This is a genomic window from Marinithermofilum abyssi (genome assembly GCF_014641195.1).
In the GTDB taxonomy this organism is placed as follows: Bacteria; Bacillota; Bacilli; order Thermoactinomycetales; family DSM-45169; genus Marinithermofilum; species Marinithermofilum abyssi.
In genome coordinates this window covers 1-23,198 of record NZ_BMHQ01000015.1, presented here as the reverse complement: position 1 = coordinate 23,198, position 23,198 = coordinate 1, and the positions used below count along the sequence as shown (strand labels likewise).

Here is a 23,198-nt window from a genome sequence, read left to right as displayed (position 1 = left end):
CAAGGAAAGAAAAGTCCCTTGTAAGGGACTTAAAAAAAGTTAGATTGCTATCTTCCTAAACCTATTCATTAAAGGTTTCAACGAGTTAAATAAGGGAGCCATTTTTTCAAATACAGCTCTACCTTTATTCCAAAATCCCATAATCTTTTTTACCCAAGGCTGACAGGCAAGTAGATCGTTTCGGTCCATAACAATGGTGAACTGTCTTCCCTTTCTTGGCAACTGCTATGGATCGTTTTCCTGACGGGAGGTTAGCAATTTGCTGATTAAGGCCTGTTTTTTTAATTATTTTCTGAAGAAGTTTTTTGCTCGTAAAGATAGGAACCACTCCTTTCCTTGGATACTTTTAATCTATGAATCCGAACCTTTTAAAGTGTAGTGAACCTGTCCCGTTGCATCCTTCTTACTTTTGCGGAACAAATGTTTCTCGGTATGTCATGAAGTGCACAATCATACAATGATATTGCAACGGCCACCAGGCGTATTGTCGCGAGGAAAAGAAACGGCATGTAAAAACACCGGACCCCTCCGGTGTTTTTGTTTTGTGCGCCCGGCATGGGCACGCTCTCTAGGGTGAAAGTCCCGAACGGTGAAGGCAGCAGTAGCCGTTAGCTTAAGGCAAGGGTGCCCCACGGCGACGTGGGATCTGAAGGAAGCCGGCGGCAAACCTCCGGCCCGACGGACAGGAACCTCATAGGAGGCGGTCCCTGCTTGGATGAGTCTGCAAACCAAGACAAAGTCCATGCTGCCGAAGGGCAGGGAACGTAAATGAGGCGGGTGGATGGAGGGAAAGAGCGTGTCCTTACCCGGGGAGGTCTGGCGGGTACGCCAAGTGACTTGGTAACTGCGCTTGAGAAAGTGCGCTGAACCGCCAGAAGTCAGCAGAGGCCATAGTACTCAAGCGGTGCACCGCTTGGGGAAGGGCTGAACATCTCGGAAAAAAATGTGTACGCACTTTTTTTTCAAGGAGGGAGACCGGATGAGCTCGACGGGCAAACGGAGACAGCAGAAAACCCCAAACGGGGGCTTTCCTTCGGAGGAAGCGGTGAATACGCGGGGGACGAAGGAAGCGCCGAGTTGGCCTGCGGCGCGAACCGGACACTCCTCCGCGCAAAGCAACACCGACAACCTGCTGGAGAAAATCCTGAACCGGGACAACCTGGTGCAGGCATACCGGCGCGTGGTGCCAACGGAGGCGCGCCCGGTGTGGACGGCGTGGACGTGAAAACCCTCAAGTCCCACCTGCAAACCCACTGGGCTGAGATCCGAGAGGATCTTCGTCAGGGAACCTACCAGCCCGCACCTGTTCGCGGGCAAGACATCCCAAAGCCAGGCGGCGGCGTGCGACGGTTGGGGATTCCCACCACCACCGACCGGCTCATCCAGCAGGCCATTCTCCAAGTGCTCACGCCCTTGTTCGACCCGGATTTCTCCGAATCCAGCTTTGGATTCCGACCGGGACGGCGGGCGCAGGACGCGATTCAACGGGCGAAGGGCTACATCGAGGCGGGCTACCGCGTCGTGGTTGACCTGGACCTGAAGCAATTCTTCGACCGGGTCAACCATGACATGCTCATGGCCCGCATCGCCCGGAAAGTAACAGACAAGCGGCTCTTAAAACTGATCCGTGCCTACTTAAAAGCAGGCATCCTGCATGAAGGTGTATCCACCCGCCGGGTGGAAGGTACACCGCAAGGCGGACCACTGAGCCCGCTGTTGGCCAACATCCTCTTGGATGAGCTGGACAAAGAACTGGAACGGCGCGGCCTACGCTTTGTGCGCTATGCTGACGACTTCCGGATCTTCGTCCGCAGCTTTCGGGCAGGAGAACGGGTAAAGGTAAGTGTTACTCGCTTTCTGGAACAGCAGCTGAAACTACAGGTCAACCAGGAGAAAAGCGGGGTGGACCGCCCTTGGCGGCGATCCCTCCTGGGATTCAGTTTCTACGTTGGCAAGAAGGTAGGCATCCGGCTGGCACCGGAGACGGTCCAACGCCTGAAGGGCCACATCCGGGAGCTGACCCGGCGAAACCGGAGCCAACCGATGAACAAGCGAATTCAGCAACTGAATCGGCATCTGAAAGGATGGTTGGGCTATTTTGCCCTGGCGGATGCCCGCAAGATCCTGCAGGAGTTGGACGGATGGATTCGCCACCGGCTGCGGGCCTGTGTGTGGACACAGTGGAAGCGGGTACGAACACGCCTGCGAAAACTGCGTGCCTTTGGGCTATCCGAACATGTGGCCCGAATGGTCGCCAACACAAGAAAAGGCCCGTGGCGGGCCGCGATGTTACTTAACAACGTCCTGAACCGGACTTTCTGGGCAAACCAGGGTCTGGTTAGCTTGGAACAACAGTATGTGGTTTTGCGTCAAACAAGATGAACCGCCGTATACCGAACGGTACGTACGGTGGTGTGAGAGGACGGGGGTTAGCCGCCCCCTCCTACTCGATATGTAGCGAAAATGTCTTGACAATAAGAAAGCCCCTGGGTAACAGCCGTTTCTGATCGGATATACGGGCATACAATACCGTGATTAAAACCCAGAGAGGGAGTGAATCTCTAGATGGAATACGGACCTGCAATGCCTTATTACCACATGCACTATCCGATGCATAGATATTGTATGGTGGATATGCATAAGTTACACAAAGCTTATTGTCGCAGTAGGAAAGTGACCAAAATGCTGAGGAGGATGCTGAAGCATTGTCATTATGGTCACCATCACCCCTATTACGAGAGCTCGAGCTGTTACGATAGCTCTTCGATGAGAACTTATGAAGCGCCTGATGTGAACATAGCAAATGGACAGGGAAAACCGTCCCCCTAGGGACGGCCCTGGGTGATCTTCTCATAGGCAAGACGCTTTCGCGTCATAAAATCGGCTGTTTGAACGTCAAAGACAACAAAAAACACCGGAAGGGGATAGATTCGTGCTGGGGGCACATCCAACCCTTCCGATGTTCCTTTGGAGGCTATTTGAGGCTTCACCAGGTCTAACAATATTGTATGGATAAGCACCTCGTGACGTGAGCATTAAAAAGCTATTCGGGCAGATGCAAGGGCGGAGAAGCCGGCGAAGCTTCCCTTGCACCGATCGACAAGCCAAAACGCTATTGCCCCTGCCCCCCCTTCCCTTAGAAAAAAACCTGCTTTAGCAGGCTTTGTTACTGTAAGAAAGACCGGTGCTATCATTCTTATATAAGTTTTTGGTGGGTATCTTTTTGTTGAGTGTTTTCCCGCTCTCTATTTATTTATAACGTAAACAGCCCGTGACGAGCTGGAATATGGGATAAGCATACAAGGAGGGGTAAATCTGTTGTTATCGTACAAAACGCTAGCCATTTAAACAATCAACCAATGGATCAAATTTCTTTTTCCTACTTTCATAAGTACAGTGGTCAGAAGAAGGGACGGTACACCTGTAATGTTTGTATTGCCTCTATAGCCACTGTTCCTTTCATAATCTTTCCAGTATGCATGCTCACTCATGAAAAAACCTGCCTACCTGGCAGGTTTTTTCGGACATTTTTTATGTTCAGAGTCTTGAGGGTTGGTACGTTGAATGTATATGCCGGGGATTTTTAAATGACTTGTTCCTGTGGGTTTAAGGATGATTTGTCCGTTGGAATTATGACGTCTTCTGTCCCGTCACCGCCACGGTGGGCACGCCCTTTAAGGTGTCCTTCACTGGGCAGACCCGCTCCACGTGCTCAATCAGGGCTTGTATCTTTTCCGGGGCAGAGGGGGAGTCGATATGAATATGGTAGCGGATTTCCTGGAACCCGGGGCGGACATCGGCTTTTTCCAAGAATCCGTCGGGATCCACATCCCCCTCCACGCGTACTTGGCTTCCTTTCAGTTCCACCCCATGTTGTTTGGCAAACAGGGAGACCAGCACATTCATGCATCCGCCCAAGCCGGCCAGGATCAGTTCTAACGGATTGGGTCCCTGATCCGTGCCGCCTAAGTCCGGGGGCTCGTCAATGATCACCTGTTTACCGTTGATTTCGGCCACTGAGCGTACTCCCTCGCCGGACCATTTTACATCAGAAGAAAAAGTCAAATTTGGCATGGATCAAACCTCCCAAAAGATTATTAGTATTAATCATAATTCATAAATTCCAATTTAACAATTGGAATTAGGTCAATAAATGGGCAAAGAGGCAAGGGCCTTACCACCACAGCCTCTCTATCCATTACCAAAAACGTTCTCCTAGGGGATCATACCTCCTTAGGGTTTTTTACTTTTTATGGAACCTATTATGCCCCAGATTAACTGGTAATACCTAACATCGATTTCATCAGAAAAAAAGACCTGTTTTAGCAGGTTTGAAAGACCGGTTGCTATCATTCTTATACAAAGTTTTTGGTAGGTATGCTTTTTTTATTGAGGCGTTTTCCAGTGCGCTAAATAACTAAAAACAGCCCGTGCCATGTACACGGGCTGGGAAGCAGGGAGTCATACAAGGAGGTATTAAGTAAGGACAGAACATCTTTTGGCCTTAATCTGTTGTTATCGTACAAAACACTAGCCATTTAAACAATCAACCAATGGATCAAATTTATTTTTCCTACTTTCGTATGTCCGGCTGTCGGAAGGAAGGGCTATACTGACCCCATGAGACCCCAGACAAAAGATAAGTTAGAATAAGGGGAAAGAAAGGGGTCATTTTTTATGGCGAGGAGAAGATGGACGGCAAAAGAAAAGATGGAAATTGTGGTGGAGGGCATGGCACCGGGGGCGAATATCTCTGAAGTCTGCCGTCAGTATGGCATTGCTCAAACCCAATACTACCGTTGGCGGGATTCCTTTATTCAAGGGGGATTGTCTGCACTGGAAACTCATCCTTCCAATAGGGAAAAACAGCTGGAAAAAGAGTTGCAAGAAGCTAAGTCACTTCTGGGTGAGAAGGAGATGCAAATTGAGATTCTGAGAAAAAAGACGAATTGGGGCCGAAGGTAAGTCTGAGAGAACTGGTGAGACATCTGGTTCACGAAGGGTATTCGGTCCCTCAGATCACCTCTGTCCTTCGCATTAACCGTACCTATGGTTATGCCTTGCTAAAAGAGACACCGGTCAAATCAAGGGTCCGCACCGATGAAACGTCTCTGCGGGAAAAGATTCGTCGTCTGTGCGGAGAGTTTCCCACCTACGGATACCGCCGGATTCGGACGATGCTCAAGAGAAAACACCGGTTGTGTGTGAACCATAAGCGGGTTTACCGGCTGATGAAGGAAATGAACCTGCTTGTGCAGGTACGATTCTATGAAGCGAAGCGCAAAAAACAGAAGGAACGCATTCCGGTTGAACGATCCAACCAGCATTTTCAAACTGACATGACGAAAGTATGGTGTGGCAGGGATGGGTGGGGGTATTTGTTTGCTGTCATCGATGCCTTTGACCGGGAAGTGATGGGTTACTGTTTCTCCCGTTTCTGTCGTACGGATGAGCTGTTAACCGCAGTGAACATGGCATTACATAGTCGCTTTCCGCAAGGCGTTAGAGGCAACGAGTTGACCATCCGCAGCGACAACGGCTGCCAAATGACCAGTCGCCGTTTTGTGAAGGCGATGAAGGATGCTGGCATCCGGCATGAACGGACCGGTTTTAATAATCCCGATGCTGACGCCTACATCGAGCGTTGGTTTCGAACGCTAAAGGAAGAGACCGTTTGGACTCGCGAGTATCTTTTCTTTACTGAAGCCAAACAGGATATTGTAGCCTACATTGATTTTTACAACATAGACCGACCTCATTCTGCGCTAGGTTATCTGTCTCCCAAAGAATTCCGTCAATCTCTTACTTCAAATGTCGCTTAATTGTCTGGACTTATGGGGTTCATTACGACCCTTATTACTAAGGGGAGCGGCTTTTTTTTAGTGCATGACAACCACTGCCGAAAACTGAGTTTATTTTGGTTAAAGATAAGATAAGGATGCCGAGAGCAACGAACGAAGAGGCGGTATATAAAAAGTCAAGCAGTGGTACAATGGAGACAAAGCGTTGCCTTGGGAAACCACGAAAAAACCCTGGAGTGCCGTCCGGGGTCGGATCAATCATTCTCCCATGTATTTGATTCGGAATTCGGCCGGTTTCATAATTGGCAACGCTTCTTTGATGTGATCATCCTGAAAGTCCTTGTCTCCAGTGAGCAAGATATCCGGTTTGGTCAACATTCCGAAGTAAACGACTGGTTGATCTTTGGAATCTCGTATGACTGGCGCTTTTGATAAATCCATCTGTCGTAGATCCTCGATGTCAACGTATTCATGCTCGGAATCGAAGAGCAACATCCGTAAATCTTGCCATTCCTCCATTTTGTGAGGCCACTTTGTCACCATGTTCCGTTTTACTTCTCCAAGTACATAGTCCGTGATAACCACGGTCATCTCGGGCTTGTCCAGGATATAGTGAATCATCTCCTTGATCCTGGGTGAAAATACCACGGCGGAGAGATAGACGTTGGAGTCAATTAGGATACGGATGTTACTCCCCCTCCTTTAGCCGCTTCATGTATTCATCCGTGTAGTCGGAACGGTCGTTTTGGATTGATTCATAATCCTCTTTGGTAAGTCCCGCCTCCAGTGCTTCCTTTTCAAATTGACGCTCCAGCTCCTCCACCCGCTTCTGAAACTCCTTGGCACTCTGCAAGATCACTTGTTTTCCTTTTCGAACCAGAATCAACTGATCCCCTTCACTTACTCCCAGTGCATCCCGAAACTCCTTCGGCAAGGTCATCTGCCCTTTTGATGTGATTTTGACGGTCTTCATGTTTATCCTCCTTGTTATCCTTTATTTCCTTACCTTCTTACATTAATTATTATACCCGAATCAAGCGGGTAACAACAAACCCACTGCCATATGCCCGAGTCCAAACACGAAAGTTAACAAAAGAGGACAGCTTAGCTGTGCTCTTTTGTTGATCCCACTTATTATTCAGTTGTGTTTATCTGAAGCCAATATAAAACTGATCCTTATGCAGGATCCGATCATAAGAATACCATGCATTGAGCCAACGTCCGTGGGCGTTGTTAGCATCTCCAGGAATGTAGCGGACTGAGAAGTTTCCATCGCCTTTTCCGGCCCCTTCATAGGTCGAGGCAAACGGGAACTCATCACATTGTTCGCCCTTTTGCCTGGGATCTTCCGGAAGTGTTTTACGCAGATCCGCACATGCAATATCCTTTGTGTATTTATTGCGACCAGCCTGAACCGGATCTAACTGAGGATACAATCGAGTGAGCGGAGCGGATTGTCCCGGGATTTTTTTCCCTTCCTTAGGTGGGAAGGTTTTTTGGGGATCCGTTATGGCCTGCTTATGGTGTTCAAAAGCCGGATCCATGATGTCAAAGTATGGGTCGCTTTCTTGGTAGTAGAAAACGGGAGTAGCTTCGGCGAAGATCGCTGCTTTTTTGCGTAACATATAATCGGCGGAGTCTGCGCGTACCTTCTGAGTTAAACCTTCCCCTGACCTTTCTGGGAATAATCCAGGGGGATTCACCGTAACCTTGGGCCTAATGTCCATGTAACTGACTCGCTCGATATTTTCGAGGGTGGGGGGTGGCTCATTGGATGTCAAGGCTTCCGCTGCCCGGGGATTCTCTCGCCATTCTGAAACCGATCGGGTAGTTGGACCTTGATCTCCGATGCAATCGGGGTTGTTTGAGGTTCCATTACATAGCAGATCGACGGATATCTCGGCGTTCTCCCACCACCCGGTGTCTCCTGGAATGCCCTCATACCCATGTTTAATATCATCGATCTGATACTCATAGGACACTTTTCGTTCCCCGTACGAGCCATGGCCTATTATGGTTAATCGAAACACAAGAGGACCTTCGAGCGGTAACAAAGGCGCCACGGTAAAGTATTCAGTTTGACAAGAAGCATAGTGGTTTTTAATCCATTTAAAGTCGTCTTTTCCTTGTGAACGTTCAATACACTCGTCGAACGTAATGTTTTCAAAAACCTTATCAAAAGGGGGGGGACTCCATTTCTCCCCTGGAGCTTGTGTTGAGGGATTCATCTTGACGGGATAGATTTGCTTACTCTGCGCAGCTTCCCTTTCCATCTCTTTTAAGCTTTTTTGCTTCGACGCATGCTGTTGTGCTGAGATGAGACCCAGCTCTTTCGGAGACTTCCCTTGTTGAAGTTGTTTCCACACTTCATCTGCTTTTTTACTGGTGGGGAGACTGTACATGTTCACTTGATTCGACGGCTTTGTCGATACAGCTTTCTTGGTTGGCTGGGAAGTGGCACCCACAACACTGGTAGAGCTCATCACGACAGTGACCAATAGCACCATAGCGAGGAATTTTTTCCTCCAGATCATCAAACCCCTCCTTGGGTAGTTGCTCCTCTAACCTTTATGGATTCAATGAAATATTCCTTCCTAAATTCCCGTAATTTTTGATAAAAATTGCTTGAATCTGACAAAGAAAGCCCAACCCTAAGTACGGTTAGGCTTCTTTGTTATATGTACTTCACAAGAGAAACAATTTAGACCCTAGGGGGATCGCACCAGCATATTACCTCCTAGGGTTTTACTTTTCCTTATAGGGTGTAAAACGTCATGAAGCCAATAACGGTTGATTGTCTCATCTAACCGGACGCTGAAGCGTTGGATCCAAGGCAGACTGTTTATTTGATCTTCTTTAGCCACCCTGATTTTTTGTTTTGCTTGCAATATAGACGGTACTCCGAATTCCAACCACCACCTTGAACCTCTTTAACTTGATACTTAAATGTCACGATCGAAATGTAAGGGCATACAACTGGAAAAAATGTTGGCAAAGAAAGGTGGAGGTCCTGGATGTCCTGCTTAGGTGATTGTAGAAAAGGAAGTTTAGACCTCAAAAAGTGTCAAGTAATGGAGATAATACCTATAGGTATCCACAAGATAAGGAGGAACATACATTGAATCGTGAAACATCCAGACAAATCCCCTATTACGGGTACTCTTCATTTCTTTATCCCGATTCCTATCTAGGATCAATAGCTGCCCATTCCTATTTCTATCCCTACTCAATTCAAACACTACCCTATCTACTACTCGTTGATCCAGATTGTTATAATACGTGCCGAGCATGGGGAGGTAGTGAAAGGGACTGTTCCCGTCACTGCCACTGGGAACCTATTTGGTGACAGCTTAAACTGACGATACCCTCACAGTTTCAGAAGTTAGAGAATAAGAAAGTTTGAGACTAAATATGAATTAACGAATACATCGCCATTCTGCTGAAAGCCGTCCAAAATGGGCGGCTTTCTTCCGTTTCATTTTACCTACCCCAACAAACCCTCAATATAAAAACAAACCCCGTCAATGGGCTAATGTGCACCCCTTTAAGTAGACACAGGAAAAACATGACCTGGGCCAACCGGTGCACGTCACAGGCAATAGGTATTTTTTATATATATCATAAATACATTGTATTCTTTTGTACTCTGTTGCACAATATAGTTAAGGAGGTGAAAGGAGTGGACATCACGATGGAGTCCCAAAGCAAACGCGTCTATACGGTAGATGAAGTCGCCGAAATTTTTGATGTCAATCCCCGTACTATTTACCGCATGTTGAACAGAGGAGACTTATTGGGAATCAAGCTGGGAAATCAGTGGCGCATTCCAAAGGACTATGTAGACAACATGCTCGATGTGAACAATCGGAAGGTAGAAACCAACATCCCTACACGAAAGCTGGAGCTGGAGGACTTAGAAGCAAACGACGAACTGGACTAAACATAGGGGAGAGAGAAAAAATTGAAACAGGTTCAATCCCTCTTGTTGGATACCAACTGTTGGTTCAAGGCGTGTGAACGCCCAGAAGGGGGATCTGCTCTCCTTCTACACCGGGCATTAGAGGGTAAATTCCTTCTGATACTATCTGACCCGCTGGAAAAGGAATGCCACGAACATATCCCCATGCGAAAGAGTGGACAGAACAAGGAGGAAAAGGCGAGAAGTCGGTGGTTACACTACATTCAATGGATGGGTACACGGGACAGATCAAACGAGTATCGCTGACATTGGAGGATCTATCCTCGTGGAACGGTGTCACACCCGACCCAGATGACAGACACATACTTGCAGCCGCCTTCAAAGCCGATGTGGATCACATCATCAGCACAGATGTAAAGCATCTATTGAATGGATCCGTTCAAAAGAACATTCACCATCGCTGGTTTGAGCTAAAAATGGAAAAGCCCAACAACGAGTCTAAGCCACTCGTGTTGAGCCCTAAGCACTTCTTTGAACAGTATCCTAAATACCGTTCGTAGCGAACGCCGACCCCTAAGTAGGTCGGTTTATTTTATATGTATCACGAACTTTTCCTCATATGTGTTTTTCTCTTGATCGTGTTTCTTCCTTATTATATGTACCTATAAGTTTAGGTTAATCACCACATCTTCCGCCTCTTCGTCCGTAATCCCGATGTACCGAAGGGTCTCCCGTTGCGATGAGTGGTTTAATAGATACTGAATCATCGACAAATCCACTCCAGACTTGTACGCATGGTATCCAAAAGTCTTCCTTAAACTGTGGGTTCCAATCGCTTCATCGATCCCCACCATCTGTGCTGTCTCACTCAAAATCCTCCAGGCGTGCCGGCGGTCGATCGGTCCATCCCCTTTCCGACTCTTAAACACCCAATCTTCTGGCTCCACATCATACGTCTTCATATACAACTCAATCGCCTTCTTGACATTTTTCCCAAATGGAAACCGTCTCCACTTCCCTGTCTTTTTCTCCTTTACTGCATGAAAGTCCCTTGGCTTCCCTCGTTCATTCACCAGGTCTTCTACTTTGAATTGCAAGATATCGGAAATCCGTAATCCCGTGTTAATCCCTAGGATAAATAGGAGATGATTTCTGGGTGATTCTGCCAACAAGATTTTTTTCATTGCCTCCAATTTCTTCTTGTCCCTGATCGGTTGAACAAACTTCATGCTCCCACTTCCTAACTATTCCGAATGCATCTTATCATTTATTATACACGGTTTTGTCTCATTCAAAACACAGTTTTCGATTTTGAGGTGTGTTTTATCTTCCATCCACCCAGAAGTACCAAGGGTTCCACTTTCACCATCGAATGTGACACAATCCGGAGGAGTCGCATTACGAATATTATGAAATATATCCCAGATCCATCTTTCCGGAACCAGGGATTAATAAATACCCCACGCTAATTGTATATATAATGGGTATCTCGAACTAACCCCAATTTGACGCAATTGTTAGGTACTTTTTGGCCAACCAACAGACGTCGTCGGCCCATTACAAAAAAATCCTACACCATTGTATAGGTAAGGGCCAGAATCCTCATTTTAAGGAATGAGGTGAAAGGGTCTGTGAAAAAATCGGTGGTAGGACTCAGTCTATTCTTTCTCTGTATCACCAGTTTAATCAGCCGGAGTATAGCGGTAGAGGTTGCCGACGCACCGAAGGAAATATGGGTGAAAATCGATCTGTGGAAACGAAGACTTTTTTTGATGGAAGGAAGCAAGGTGGTCCAAAGTTTTCCTGTTGCGGCGGGGAAGGAGAATTTTCCGACACCGATTGGAAACTGGAAAGTGACAGAGAAATCTCGGGAGTGGGGAGGCGGGTTTGGGACGCGCTGGCTAGGGTTGAATGTTCCCTGGGGCACCTACGGAATCCATGGCACCAACCAGCCCAACTCCATTGGCCACGATACCAGCCATGGCTGTATCCGGATGTTGAACTCCGATATCGAGCGACTATTTGAACGTACTCCCGTAGGCGTTACCGTTCGGATCGAAGGGCCGATTTTCGGCAGGGAAGAGTGGCGGATGAAAAAGCTGGTTCGTGGTGACCGGGGAACTCTGGTGATGCTTGTGCAAAACCGGCTGCAGGCCGCCGGTTATTACAGCGGACCCGTCGACGGGATCTTTGGTCAGGCCTTGGAGCGCACAGTCAAACGGTATCAGCGAGATCACCGACTATTAGTCACCGGTCAGATCCAGCTACCAGAATATATCCATTTGGGGTTACTGGAGTGAAAAGCCCGGGATAAGTGCGATTCCGTCTAGGGACTTACTTTAAATTGTTCCAACTCCGGCAACGAGAAGCTCGCAAAGGATGCAAATATTAAGTTGCGTGAACCTACGAGGCGCCCGTATTTTTTCGAAGGCGTTAAAGAATAATTCTCCTTTGTAAAGACAAGATAAGCACAAACGTTAAAAATAAGATAGGTGCTTATCAATAAAGATTATCCACTTTATAAACAGATTTTGGGAAGCTTTATTTGAATGGTTAGTAAGCGATTATGACCTTAGATTGGACTGGCAGGATTGTTGGGGCTGCTTGGATTAAGGAAAATAGACGACAATCAAAAACGGTAAGGTTTCAAGGCACCCTTTTGGGCGCCATTCAAAGCAATCATCTTATATTCGAACAGACCAAACCCCAGTGTCTGTGCAAAAGCTCTCGGGAATTTTCACCCGGGGCTTTTGCACATTTTAGCTGCCAGGACTTCCCTGAATAAGTTGATATATGGTTCTATCCCAATTGATAATTTGATTATATACCCAAACGGGGTATTTTTAATATTGTGCCGTATATGATGGGGGTCACCGTAGTAAACTGTACGCTTAGACATAATTTGGTCTGGGTTTTCCGGATCATAAAGTACGTCTACTTGGCTACCTATAGGGCGTTTTCGAGGTGAAGTATCTCCATATGAAGACTCAAATTAGATCGCGGCATTTTTACGTTGAGGAGGTAGCTAAGTTATACTTCTCACCCATTCGCTCACTGTAAATAGTCCATGGGAATGGATGAAAATCGCCACTTTTGTTGGATTGTATAAGCGAGCTCACCCTTGTAAATTAGAGGAGAATCCATATCATTACCTCTTACTTGACCTATCGCCCTCATTAAGAGGGCCTTTTTTTTGAGCAGAAATAACAGCCTCTGGCTAATTTAGACCCTAGGGGATCGCACAACAAAAGCAGATAGAATCAAAATTAGACAAACATTACAGGTGAACCTTCCCTCCTTCTGACAGCCGGACATACGATAGTAGGATAAATAAATTTGATCCATTGGTTGATTGTTTAAATGGCTAGTGTTTTGTACGATAACAACAGACCAAGGCCAAAAGATGTTCTGTCCTTACTTAATACGTCCTTGTATGACTCCCTGCTTCCCAGCCCGTGTAAATTGCATGGGCTGTTTTTATAGAGCTGCCTTGAAAAGGCCTCAAAAAATAGCATACCCCACAAAAAACTTGTATAGAATGATAGCAACCGGTCTTTCTTACAGTGAAAAAAACCTGCCAAAGCAGGTTTTTTTCTGATGAAAGCCATGTTGGGAAACCTAGGAGGTTCCCCTAGGGGTCTCTCTCACATGCTGTTTTGACCATCCCATCAATTGACAGAAAATTATTTACAATCTACCATTACTATAATTATATAATTCCACCTATAAGGAGAGATTCTTATTTCTTCCAATCTTTTATTGAACCCTCAAGCAAACCCAGCAGCCCCTTCTTCAGTAAAAGAGCGCCTAAAACACGTCGGTCCTGGCTTGGTGATGGCGGCGACAGGAGTCGGTGTAGGCGACCTTGTAGCCGCGCTGGTCGCTGGAACACTCTACGGCAATGTCTTTGTCTGGGCGATTGTCATGGGTGCCCTTCTGAAGTACATACTAAACGAAGGGATCGGCCGCTGGTACCTAGCGACTGGACAAACCATCCTACAGGGGTGGCACTCCCTCGGTAAATGGGCGACTGGCTATTTCGGTATCTATCTGGTCATCTTGGGGTTCGCCTTCGGAGCCGCCGTCACTTCAGCCACCGCCCTGGCAACCACGACGATGTTCCCCGCCCTACCTCTATGGTCCTGGGCTGTGATCCATTCCTTGGCCGGCTTCCTATTGGTCTGGAGCGGCCACTATCGGCTTTTTGAACAAGTCATGATCGTCCTCGTTGGGGTGATGTTCGTCACTGAAGTCGGTTCCGCCGCCATCCTCTTCCCCAACCTGGCTGAGCTTTCCCTAGGGCTAGTTCCCCGTCTGCCCGATGGTTCCCTGTTCTACGCCCTGGGCCTGATCGGCGGCATCGGTGCTACGGTTACACTGGCTGCCTACGGATACTGGCTTCGCGAAAAGGGGTGGAAAGGATCTTCCTGGATCCCGATGATGCGGCTGGACCTCACCGTCGCCTACACAATGACGGGCCTGTTCACCCTCTCTCTCCTCGTCGTCGGGATGGAGCTTCTCTTCGGCACCGGAATCATCCTTGAAGGAGACAAGGGGATGGTCGAGCTCACCCGGATTGTAGGGAAAGAGCTGGGGGAGGCCGTTCGCTGGCTCTTCCTGATCGGGTTTTGGTCCGCGTCCTTCACCTCCCTGTGGGGGCGTGGAACGGGCTCTCCTACCTCTTCGCCGACTTTGTCCGCATTTTGAAAGGAATTCCCCAGGAGAAGGCCGGCTCGTACCTCTCGGAAACCAGCCGTCCCTATCGGGGATACCTCCTTTGGATCACCTTCCCGCCCCTGTTGCTCCTCTTTATTGGTGAGCCCTTTGGCCTGGTGATCGCCTACGGGGTCTTAGGTGCCCTGTTCATGCCTTTTCTGGCGATTACCTTACTCTGGCTCCTCAACTCCAAACGGGTGGAGAAACCGTATAGGAACGGGTGGATAACCAACACTCTCCTGGTAGCTTGCGTTTTGTTGTTCGTGGTCCTCGCCTTTCAAGAGATCTCGGAATTGTTGAACAAATGATTAAAAAGGTAAGATGGACGGCTTCCGCCTTATTCTCTCCACTGCAGATGTCGTGACGGCAACCACTCCGCTGGTATTACCCCTTGAAGAGCAAACTGGCTCCTTACAGTACAAGGAGTCGGTGATTTTATGTCTAAATTTTGTCTAAACGTACACTTTACCCGAAATGGTACGGTGACCCCATGTAGGGAAACGCTCCTGGGACTGGCAAAAAGTCGTTCATTGGAGAGAAACCGAAGTCGTTATCACGGGGTACCGCAAGGATGAACCTGGTTGGTTGATCGCATTGGAGGAAGACGGGTAGTTACGCCCATGCGGGATGTTGGAACTGGGTATCCATCCCAAGGCACGGAAAGCATTTTATTAGGTACAGCAGATAAAGACCCATGAAGATCGGCGGTTTATTTATCTTGAACCGCGGATCCACTGGCAAGTCAAATACAAAAAAGAAACCCATGCGGGTTATTTACGGGAGTGTTTCAAGGGTTCAAGCTATAAATCCCACGATTCGTGGGCTTTATTTAATCGTATCTGATAACAAAATAAAAAGGCCCTTAGGGGCCCAACCGGAATGAAAGCGTCAAAATGATGAGTAGGCATAACCTATGACCAAGTTTATTCTATCAATGAAGCCCGCGTTTTTATTGGGATTCGTAAACGATTAACTAAATATTTACCCTATAGTAACACCCTTTTCGGAAAAATCAAAACTGAACCATAAATTTACATGTAACCCCCCCTTTTTCTACTGACCAACCCCTTATGGTGTAGTATTTTTTGCATATCAGGATAAAAAGGCATAAAATAAAAAGGTACGAACCCATTGACCGCTGGGGCCGTGCTTCAAAGAAGTCCGGTTCCCGGGGCCCGGACTTCTTGCTTTTCTGGCGAAGCTAGTTAATATACCCTAATTGGTATAATAAATTGGGTCAAACGGTGGATTGTTAGAATGGCTCGCGTTTTGTACTATAATGACGCACTCAGATGATGCACTTACCTTCTATGTCCCAGCCCGTGTAAAAGCACGGGCTGTTTATGATTTTTAAAAGCAGCCCCCTCTGCGTAACACCTCACCTCCTATCCCCTTCCACACTAAAGAAGCCAATAACCCTAATAACATAAGGATTTTCATCCCTTTCTATGACTGTATGAGTTAAATCCGCATCTATTTTCTTCGGTTGAATATTCTCGCTAAGGATGCTGTCTTGTTTAGGACGGATCTTATCCAACTCAATTAACACTAAGACCATAAAGAATTGTGGGTATGATGGGTATAATTGAACCAAACAGCGGAGGTGGTACTAATGAAAGAGGAAATGAAACAAGTAAAGGTTCGACTCCCCGAAAGCCTCCATAAGAAGCTACGCATCGAAGCCGCTGAAAGGGAAATATCGATGCAACAGATCGTAGAGGAAATAGTCAAGGATAGATTCGAGAGGGGATGACTACTGTTGGAGCTACTCACTGGGGTGCTTAAAGTCACCCCCACTTTTTTCATTCAGTCCTCCTTGAGAATTTGCATATTCATCAATGGGCATAATATAATGAGGGCAAGAAGATAGCTGGCCTTCATCGACGAAGGACGCGGCCCATAGTAGAATCAAAGAAGTGACTCGCCTAGGGAGCCAACCAGGGGCGGGTCACTTTTCGCTTCCGATGACTCCCGTTACATGACCGGTCAGGTTATCCATCCTAACGGGGGAATTAGAGAGCGGAAAAAACACTCAACAAAAAAGAATACCCACCGATAGCCATGTCCATCATTTTTAAGGCGTACTTTCCATTCTATCAAGATAAGGAAAACAAAGACGTCCTTGTGTTGAAACGGGATCGTTTTGACAAAAGAAAAAGACTCCACAAAAGTGAAGAACTTATATCTTATCATGAAGGAGTATCCTTTTTGCGATCGTTACGGTCTTATTACAGCTGATCCACGAAATCCACATCAACGGCCCCATCTACGTTTACCGTAAAATCTCCAATGGATTCAGAACCGCCAAGACTTTTGGAATTGGCGTTGGAACCTAGGTTGACAGTATCACCTAAGTTGATCGTACCGGCATCGGAAACGTCCAACAGTTTTATATTAAAGGTGTGGTTGACCGAGCAGATTTGAAATCCCCCTTTACGTTAGTGTATACCCATGTGATATGTGCTTGGGCAAGTGAAACGCCGCAAACCCTTGTCATTCTGGGGTAAGCGACGTTTTGTTTTGCACTCGCAGGCTAGGTACCCGCTTAACCTTCATGCTTGTGTAGTTTTAATTAAGAGCCCTCCGAGGCGGAAGGGGATGGGCGGGGAAAGATACGGACATCGTGATCCTTCTGAAGTACCTGTTCTGAAAAGTGGGCACCATCATTACGTTTATCTGATTTGATTCTGTCTTGTACGAATTTATAAATCTGGTCATAATCTACCACTTGTTCTAATGCATTGATTAGTGCTTTCTCCAGATTAGGGTCTTGAATGTTATTTATTTCAAAAGCGTTACTGACGATAGCTTGGAAATTAGGTTTCGATTTATTTTTATGATTGGATATAGAGGCAGTACCTAGGTGTGAACTCCTAGAACAGCTATCCCGTGGAGAACGATGTCTTATTTTGTAGGGTTTCCGATGATAATAGTACATCATCTGCGGATTCACCATGTTAGGATCCATATGCCACCATTGGTAATGCAAAACCTTCACTCCTTTTGGTTTTATGATGCAACAAGACATTGGTATCGTATGCCCGTCTATCCGCAGAGTCACCCGTGCAAAAGCCTGTTTTCCTATCCGATCTCCATACAGGGGTTACCGTACCGACACATGGCTTCGAAATTTTCACCGATACGATCAGCGGAACAAAGTTTAACCGGCCCGGGCTAGAGGAAGCCCTAAGTTACATGCGGGAAGGAGACTGCCGGCTGTGATTGCCTTCTATGCAAAACCGCCGTGAACCCTTGCTCTGCTTGGGATTGCGGCAGTTTTTGAGGCGGCAGGTCCGAGCGCAGCTGTTCCCCCACGGGTTGTAAGAAACCGGAGGTTTTATGCAAGTGACCGGTACCCTTAGATGCAATCGAATTCGCCCCAACGATCTTTCAACTCCCCCAACAACTCAATTTCGTCTTGGTCGCATCGGGGGCATGCCTTCACGTTCGTATCAATGTCCATCAGACGTTTTCCACAATGTCGACAGGTCATGGATTACCTTCCCTTCAAATGCTTGAATGCAGCCTTCAATGGACTCCACCTGAATTTATGATCCACTCCGACATAACATTGTATAACACACCAGGCAAACAGACTAAGCCCGCCTTTTTTGGCGGGCTTCTCTTTCAAGTCAAGATCAGGATTTGCATATCCCATGCGATCCTTTTAGATCTTTGTTCATAGTTGATGGGGTACGGTAACGATTCGTTCATTTTAACGCCACAAGTATGCGTACATTTTTGCCCTTTTGGGTCGGATGCTCCATCCCGCCTTCAAAGAGCCTTATGTCTAAATTATAAATATTTTTACTTTAGTTTGACTCTGACAATCCTAACCATAAGACAACACTGTATGTAGGGGTTGAAGTTCCCAAAGGGAGAAAAGATTAAGAAAAGAGAGACACGTGAGGGATACACAGGACAGAGTGTTTGTAAGTGATGACATACAAAAAAGGCGCTTCCTTATCGAAGCGTAAAACGACAGTTCTTCTTAAAAGAAATGTGGTATCGATGGGGTTATTATCGGTGGATCCGATATGCGAATAAAATCGAAAAAGAGAAGGAAGAATGAAGAGGAATTCTCCCTTCAATAAACCCTTGACAGGACTCACGCAAATAACCAGCGTGGGTCCATTTTTTCTTTAAAAAATGAAAAGAGTGATTCAAAGTGCTCCAGATCAAAGAGGTTATCCCTTAAGGGCATAGACTCAGGGAGTATATGGGAAGGTTAAACGCGAGGGCATGGGTGCTTCCTACATGGACATATAATAACAAAGACCGCCGGGTGGTCCCCCGGCGGTCGATGCACCGAGACTGGCGTAGGGCCGGTCGCATCAGGATCGTTTTTTCGCGCTTCCCATGCAATCGCACCGCCATCAAAAGAATTTAGTCGTCCTCTTTATTTATCAACCTGAATTGCGTTTACAGTACATGAGATTGATCCGAATAGTCGTTAGTATCTCTTTTAAAGCTCTTTAATCGCCACTTCCGCTTCGGCCCGGGTTTGTCCTTTTTCAGGAAGGCTACTCACTTTGGCCATTTGTTTGTGGATAAACCCCATAAGTAGGATTTTGTAGTGTTGCTGGTTTTACCCTATACAGACCTTAAAAACCGCATCAAAGATTTTTGCATATTTAGGACAATTTTCTCCCGATAATATACTGAGGTGATCGGGATGATTCAGCGTGATGAGAACACAGGGGAGCATATAGCAACCTGTGATACATGCGGAAGAGTGATCGAGACAAAATCAAGTAAAGAGGCGTTGTTAAAAGCTATATCGAAAAGAATGAAACCGCTTGGTCGGATGGAGCTGATGGGTATCGATTTTGATAAAATCTATTGCTATGACTGTATGGCGATGAACAGTTACTTTAAATGATTCTACAGAAAGCAATTGGATAAGCATATGAAGTATAAAGATTTTATTTACGAGCCTCTTCAAGTAAATGCCAAACTCCCTCCATGAGTTAGAACGGAAGTTCAGGGTAATTCGTCTCCGATGGTGTCTAACCACCTCGTTGGGATGGTTTGAACTTATAGTTTTTGGTCTGCTATACAAACTAAATTATGCAATATCCACCTGGGATACGATGAGTTTGAAACCAAAGTGAGACAGTTTGTTGTCCTCGATGTGCTGGAAAAGATATACGGTATGATTACAAGTAGCTCCAACAGATTCCACTCAAATCCGGATCCGTAGTAGCCAGGCTGTTGAATTATACACATGACAAGGTTGTAGCAGCACTAAGCCAAACCCAAGGGGAAATTTCCTGCTCTGATGGAAAGATCCTTCAAATCGAACAGGAACGTGACAGCCGTGTGGTCACGTTTTTGTTCCGTGGATACTCGTATTCCAACTCTTTTTTAACGCGCATCTCCGTGCCATGTGCGAAGACGCCTTTTGGCGATTCGTAACGGATCATCCTTTCCCATCTACAGAAAACAAGCAAATAGGCAGAAAATAAAAAGGCACGAACCCGGTAACCGCCGAGTCCGTGCTTCAGACTCAGACGTCACAGTCAGAAGTCCGGTTCCCGCACGGGTATCGGACTTCTTGCTTTTCTTACGAAGCCAGTGAGCCAAAAACCCGAAAGTCAATAGTGCTTGCCAGCATCCAAAAAAAGAGTGGGGAGCAGCACGACAGCTGCAAAATGGGCAATAAGAGGTTTCTTGTTTCCAGTTCGTGGGTATGCTAATATGAAAACGAGCATAAACTACAAATGGCCCTAGGGTGCGGCAACACCCCAGAGCCATTGCAGGCGCTTCATCGACGGGACGGAGCGACCGTCCTAGTGAGGCATGGAGCCAAAGGAACCCCAACACCACCTAGCGAGACCGCCAAGTCCTATAGCTAGGGGCGTGGGGTTTTCTTCGTCTTTTACGTGTCTTCTTCGTTGTCTTTATCTGACGAATCTCCAGGAACGTCTTATACGTTCCTAGCGTCATTCCCACGATTACTACCACCTTTAAGGCAGTTCCCAACAATGCTGCGAGCATACGCGTCACCCCCTTTCACCAGGAGTGACGGTCCCCGCCCCTAGCCTCCACGCATATATTATTCTACCACATTTTTCATCTCTCGAAATGTTCAGGTTATATCTTGAACAGGTTCCGACTCAGTATCAGTCATGACTACATAAATACTCTTAATACCTGCTAAAGCCAATTATTCGCGTTTTAGGGGGAAATTATCCAGGTGCTATCCGGAATACCTAAAGACGGAGTACGCAGCCATCAAGAATACCGTGGCATTTCGTCGATCTTGTTACCTTAAATTCCCCATGAAAAAACCGCCCTCTCCCCTGTTATATCAAGGGTTTAGGGCGGTTTTTTTAAATCATATTTAGTCCTAAACTTGCTTTTCTCTAGCTTCCGAAACTTTGAAGGCTATCGGAAATAGGAGGGGGTAATCTCCCCCCTCTCAGTTACACAATAGCTACCCCGCAACCACATTCCTGTTCCACAGCTTTGTACCCATCCACATCATCTTCGTACACTCGGATTTTCAAAGTTTCTCCGCAGTATTCGCATTGTGTTTCGTAGGTTTCTTGAATGTGAAAAGCCATTTCTTTCCCTCCGTTACCTCTTTTTTATTTTGAAACGAATGATGTCTTTCATTTCATCGGCTTCCTTATATCTGGTCCATGCCTCGATGAAATCCGCGCTTCCTCTTCATCCAACCAAATCGCATTGTTCCATCCGTCGTATTCAAAATACCACCGGAATATTTTATTATTACCCGAACGCCGCCTGTTTTCTCCTTACTGATCCATGCCACGTTCGCCAGGGAAAACACTTTCCATTCTCCTTTATAAAAAACGGAAATACCGGCCACCTCCAGTATGAGCCCGTGACGGGATGTTTTAATTTTTAATGTTCATTTGAAATGAAACAAAACGAAACCCTTGAGGGCGTTATAATGTCTCATATAAGCATTCAAAAAAAGGCGTCTACAAGGGGAGACACCAAAAATGGCAGTAAAAACAGCTAAAATTAAGATGTGGCTCCGGGTGGAAAACAACAATAAATATGTTCGAGGTAAGAAAAAAGTACGCGAATCCATCGAGCAATTACTAAGAAGCGAATACAACTTGCGTCAAGCACATTCAAATAGTTGGGAATATGAATTCGATGTGACTTATACTACAGTTGAAGAATTAAAAATAAGAGTGGATGACATCATAAATACTATGAGCTTAGAAGCGGATTTGAACAATTGTTTTATTGAGTGTGATATACGTTGCGATGAGTTGGATTTGACCTGGTGAAAATTCAAAACGGGAAATATATAAACTATTAACGGAATCCGCACAAAACGCCCTTCCGACACCCAGACATACGAAAGTAGGAAAAAGAAATTTGATCCATTGGTTGATTGTTTAATTGGCTAGTGTTTTGTACGATAACAACAGATCAAGGCCAAAAGATGTTCTGTATCCTTACTTACACCTCTTTGTATACTTACCCCATTTCCCAGCCCGTGTAAATAGCATGGGCTGTTTTTATAGAGCTGCCTTGAAAAGGCATCAAAAAATAGCATACCCACCAAAAACTTTGTATAAGAATGATAGCAACCGGTCTTTCCTACTGTTGAACAAAACCAAAACCTGCTAAAGCAGGTTGAGGTTAATGACAAAGCCCTGCGCCGAAAGGCGACAGGGCTTTGTTTGTTCCAGAAACAGAGAAAAATAAACGTGTATAAGGGAGATCGCGGCCCGTTTTCAGGTCCCCTGCTCCTCTTGGAGAGGAGCAGGGCCATTTTCTTGATGTTTTGGGCACACGCGGTTAGGAGGCATTGCTCTGTAACCTTGGCAAGCCTCCTCATGCGTGCGTATCGGAGACCATGGAGCTCTTTGGCATCAGCAAAACTTCGCTCGATGGTCTCCTTTCTTCGTTTGTAGAGTGCTTTCCCTTGGTCGCTCAATCGGTTGGTTCGTACCCACTCTTTGGCGTCCTCCCACACATGGCGGGTGACGGTTTTGACGCAGCTCTTGCTGGTCGTACACTGCGACCGCAGTGGACACGCTTGGCAGACAGATGGATCTGACTTGTATTCCCGAAACCCTTGCCGGTTGGTGGTGCGGTAGGAAAGTTCGTGACCAGCGGGACAGGTGTACACATCTTTCTTCTCATCATATTTATATTGCCATTTGTGAAAGAGTGCTTTGTTCGGCCGGAAGCGGCGGTGGGCAATGACGGCAAAGATCCCACGCTGTTTAAGGCCATGACAAATCGGCGCGGTCAGATACCCGGCATCCAACGCCACGGCTTCAGCTGAAAAGCCAAACCGCTGCTGCTGCCGGTCGAGCCGAGCCAAGTAAGGACGGGAGTCATGAACGTTTCCGGGGGTGACATGGACGTCGGTGATGAGATTGTGTTTGCCGTCGACCGTTCGATGATCCAAGTAGAAAAATCCCTCGGGTTTTCCTTCCCGAACCATATAGCCGCTTTCCGGGTCCGTAGTACTTACCCGGATCTCTTTTTCAGGGGCGGTTTCGTTTTTTTTTTAGAGAACCTTTGCCATGGGCTTTACGGTCCTCGTCCACGGCTTTTTCCAGCTCCTCCAAGTAGGCTTGGGTGGAGGCCTTGACTTTTTTGGTTTCAAACTTTCCCCGAGTGGCATTGGCTTTTAGGAACGTAGAGTCGGTAAAAAGTTCCTTTCCTTCGATGAGCCCTTTGTCCATAGCTTGCAGGACGATCTCGTCGAAAATGTCCTGGTAGATGGAAGTTCCTTCGAAGCGGCGACGCCGATTTTGGCT

19 protein-coding genes and 2 pseudogenes are annotated in these 23,198 nt (G+C 46.7%); 12 read left to right on the top strand and 9 right to left on the bottom strand.

Translation table 11 applies throughout. The features are described 5' to 3' along the window. Nucleotides 1-979: 979 nt before the first annotated feature. Nucleotides 980-2,382: pseudogene (ltrA, locus tag IEW70_RS16105) on the top strand (group II intron reverse transcriptase/maturase). A gap of 1,248 nt (nt 2,383-3,630) precedes the next feature. Here ltrA and IEW70_RS16100 read toward each other — a convergent pair. Beyond that, complete coding sequence (locus IEW70_RS16100; protein ID WP_188648942.1) at nt 3,631-4,074, bottom strand: OsmC family protein; 444 nt, start codon at nt 4,072-4,074, stop codon at nt 3,631-3,633. Nucleotides 4,075-4,677: 603 nt separating this feature from the next. On the opposite strand from IEW70_RS16100, the gene IEW70_RS16095 reads away from it, so the two are divergent. Further along, the gene (locus tag IEW70_RS16095; RefSeq protein WP_188648941.1) at nt 4,678-4,965 is read left to right on the top strand and encodes a transposase; all 288 of its coding nucleotides are present in this window, start codon (nt 4,678-4,680) and stop codon (nt 4,963-4,965) included. A 14-nt stretch (nt 4,966-4,979) separates the two neighbouring features. Next, nucleotides 4,980-5,822: an IS3 family transposase gene (locus tag IEW70_RS16090; protein WP_188648940.1), complete on the top strand. Its 843-nt coding sequence runs from the start codon at nt 4,980-4,982 to the stop codon at nt 5,820-5,822. Nucleotides 5,823-6,059: 237 nt separating this feature from the next. Here IEW70_RS16090 and IEW70_RS16085 read toward each other — a convergent pair whose 3' ends face one another. The 3 genes from IEW70_RS16085 to IEW70_RS16075 all read right to left on the bottom strand — a co-directional run bounded on the left by IEW70_RS16085 (nt 6,060) and on the right by IEW70_RS16075 (nt 8,335). After that, the gene (locus tag IEW70_RS16085) at nt 6,060-6,476 is read right to left on the bottom strand and encodes a PIN domain-containing protein (protein ID WP_268234905.1); all 417 of its coding nucleotides are present in this window, start codon (nt 6,474-6,476) and stop codon (nt 6,060-6,062) included. Nucleotides 6,477-6,489: 13 nt separating this feature from the next. Then, nucleotides 6,490-6,774: an AbrB/MazE/SpoVT family DNA-binding domain-containing protein gene (locus IEW70_RS16080; protein WP_188648938.1), complete on the bottom strand. Its 285-nt coding sequence runs from the start codon at nt 6,772-6,774 to the stop codon at nt 6,490-6,492. Between the two features lie 175 nt (nt 6,775-6,949). Beyond that, a complete protein-coding gene (locus IEW70_RS16075; protein WP_188648937.1) occupies nt 6,950-8,335 on the bottom strand; it encodes a NucA/NucB deoxyribonuclease domain-containing protein in 1,386 nt (461 codons plus the stop codon). Between the two features lie 1,145 nt (nt 8,336-9,480). Between IEW70_RS16075 and IEW70_RS16070 the strand changes: the two genes are divergently transcribed. Beyond that, nucleotides 9,481-9,741 carry a helix-turn-helix domain-containing protein gene (locus IEW70_RS16070; RefSeq protein ID WP_188648936.1) on the top strand — a complete coding sequence of 87 codons (261 nt, stop codon included), beginning with the start codon at nt 9,481-9,483 and terminating at the stop codon, nt 9,739-9,741. 641 nt (nt 9,742-10,382) lie between these two features. On the opposite strand, the gene IEW70_RS16065 is transcribed toward IEW70_RS16070, so the two are convergent. Next, nucleotides 10,383-10,949 carry a site-specific integrase gene (locus IEW70_RS16065; protein ID WP_188648935.1) on the bottom strand — a complete coding sequence of 189 codons (567 nt, stop codon included), beginning with the start codon at nt 10,947-10,949 and terminating at the stop codon, nt 10,383-10,385. Between the two features lie 402 nt (nt 10,950-11,351). Here IEW70_RS16065 and IEW70_RS16060 point away from each other — a divergent pair, with 402 nt between their 5' ends. The 4 genes from IEW70_RS16060 to IEW70_RS16050 all read left to right on the top strand — a co-directional run bounded on the left by IEW70_RS16060 (nt 11,352) and on the right by IEW70_RS16050 (nt 16,189). Continuing rightward, nucleotides 11,352-12,020: a L,D-transpeptidase family protein gene (locus IEW70_RS16060; protein ID WP_188648934.1), complete on the top strand. Its 669-nt coding sequence runs from the start codon at nt 11,352-11,354 to the stop codon at nt 12,018-12,020. Nucleotides 12,021-13,554: 1,534 nt separating this feature from the next. Then, entirely contained in the window at nt 13,555-14,427 is an 873-nt protein-coding gene (locus IEW70_RS16055) for an Nramp family divalent metal transporter (RefSeq protein WP_308423180.1), read from the top strand. After that, a complete protein-coding gene (locus IEW70_RS18735; protein ID WP_505712058.1) occupies nt 14,373-14,744 on the top strand; it encodes a divalent metal cation transporter in 372 nt (123 codons plus the stop codon). Before IEW70_RS16055 ends, IEW70_RS18735 begins: the two co-directional genes overlap by 55 nt. A 1,304-nt stretch (nt 14,745-16,048) precedes the next feature. Continuing rightward, the gene (locus IEW70_RS16050) at nt 16,049-16,189 is read left to right on the top strand and encodes a toxin-antitoxin system HicB family antitoxin (RefSeq protein ID WP_188648933.1); all 141 of its coding nucleotides are present in this window, start codon (nt 16,049-16,051) and stop codon (nt 16,187-16,189) included. Nucleotides 16,190-16,664: 475 nt separating this feature from the next. On the opposite strand, the gene IEW70_RS16045 is transcribed toward IEW70_RS16050, so the two are convergent. Both IEW70_RS16045 and IEW70_RS16040 read right to left on the bottom strand, forming a co-directional pair. After that, on the bottom strand, nt 16,665-16,823 hold the full coding sequence (locus IEW70_RS16045) for a spore germination protein (protein ID WP_268234903.1): 159 nt from the start codon (nt 16,821-16,823) through the stop codon (nt 16,665-16,667). A 185-nt stretch (nt 16,824-17,008) separates the two neighbouring features. Then, on the bottom strand, nt 17,009-17,425 hold the full coding sequence (locus IEW70_RS16040; RefSeq protein ID WP_188648932.1) for a hypothetical protein: 417 nt from the start codon (nt 17,423-17,425) through the stop codon (nt 17,009-17,011). A gap of 38 nt (nt 17,426-17,463) precedes the next feature. Here IEW70_RS16040 and IEW70_RS16035 point away from each other — a divergent pair, with 38 nt between their 5' ends. From IEW70_RS16035 to IEW70_RS18730, 3 genes are all read left to right on the top strand, one after another. Further along, complete coding sequence (locus IEW70_RS16035; protein ID WP_268234902.1) at nt 17,464-17,658, top strand: recombinase family protein; 195 nt, start codon at nt 17,464-17,466, stop codon at nt 17,656-17,658. 1,453 nt (nt 17,659-19,111) lie between these two features. Next, nucleotides 19,112-19,318 carry a hypothetical protein gene (locus IEW70_RS16030; RefSeq protein WP_188648930.1) on the top strand — a complete coding sequence of 69 codons (207 nt, stop codon included), beginning with the start codon at nt 19,112-19,114 and terminating at the stop codon, nt 19,316-19,318. Nucleotides 19,319-19,614: 296 nt separating this feature from the next. Then, the gene (locus IEW70_RS18730) at nt 19,615-19,854 is read left to right on the top strand and encodes a hypothetical protein (RefSeq protein WP_505712059.1); all 240 of its coding nucleotides are present in this window, start codon (nt 19,615-19,617) and stop codon (nt 19,852-19,854) included. Nucleotides 19,855-20,864: 1,010 nt separating this feature from the next. Here IEW70_RS18730 and IEW70_RS16025 read toward each other — a convergent pair. Continuing rightward, nucleotides 20,865-21,005 carry a hypothetical protein gene (locus IEW70_RS16025; RefSeq protein ID WP_188648929.1) on the bottom strand — a complete coding sequence of 47 codons (141 nt, stop codon included), beginning with the start codon at nt 21,003-21,005 and terminating at the stop codon, nt 20,865-20,867. A gap of 405 nt (nt 21,006-21,410) precedes the next feature. Between IEW70_RS16025 and IEW70_RS16020 the strand changes: the two genes are divergently transcribed. Further along, nucleotides 21,411-21,707, top strand: coding sequence for a hypothetical protein (locus IEW70_RS16020; protein WP_188648928.1), 297 nt, complete (start codon nt 21,411-21,413; stop codon nt 21,705-21,707). A 467-nt stretch (nt 21,708-22,174) separates the two neighbouring features. On the opposite strand, the pseudogene IEW70_RS17945 reads toward IEW70_RS16020, so the two are convergent. Next, a pseudogene (locus tag IEW70_RS17945) lies at nt 22,175-23,198 on the bottom strand (IS1182 family transposase); the annotation flags it as partial.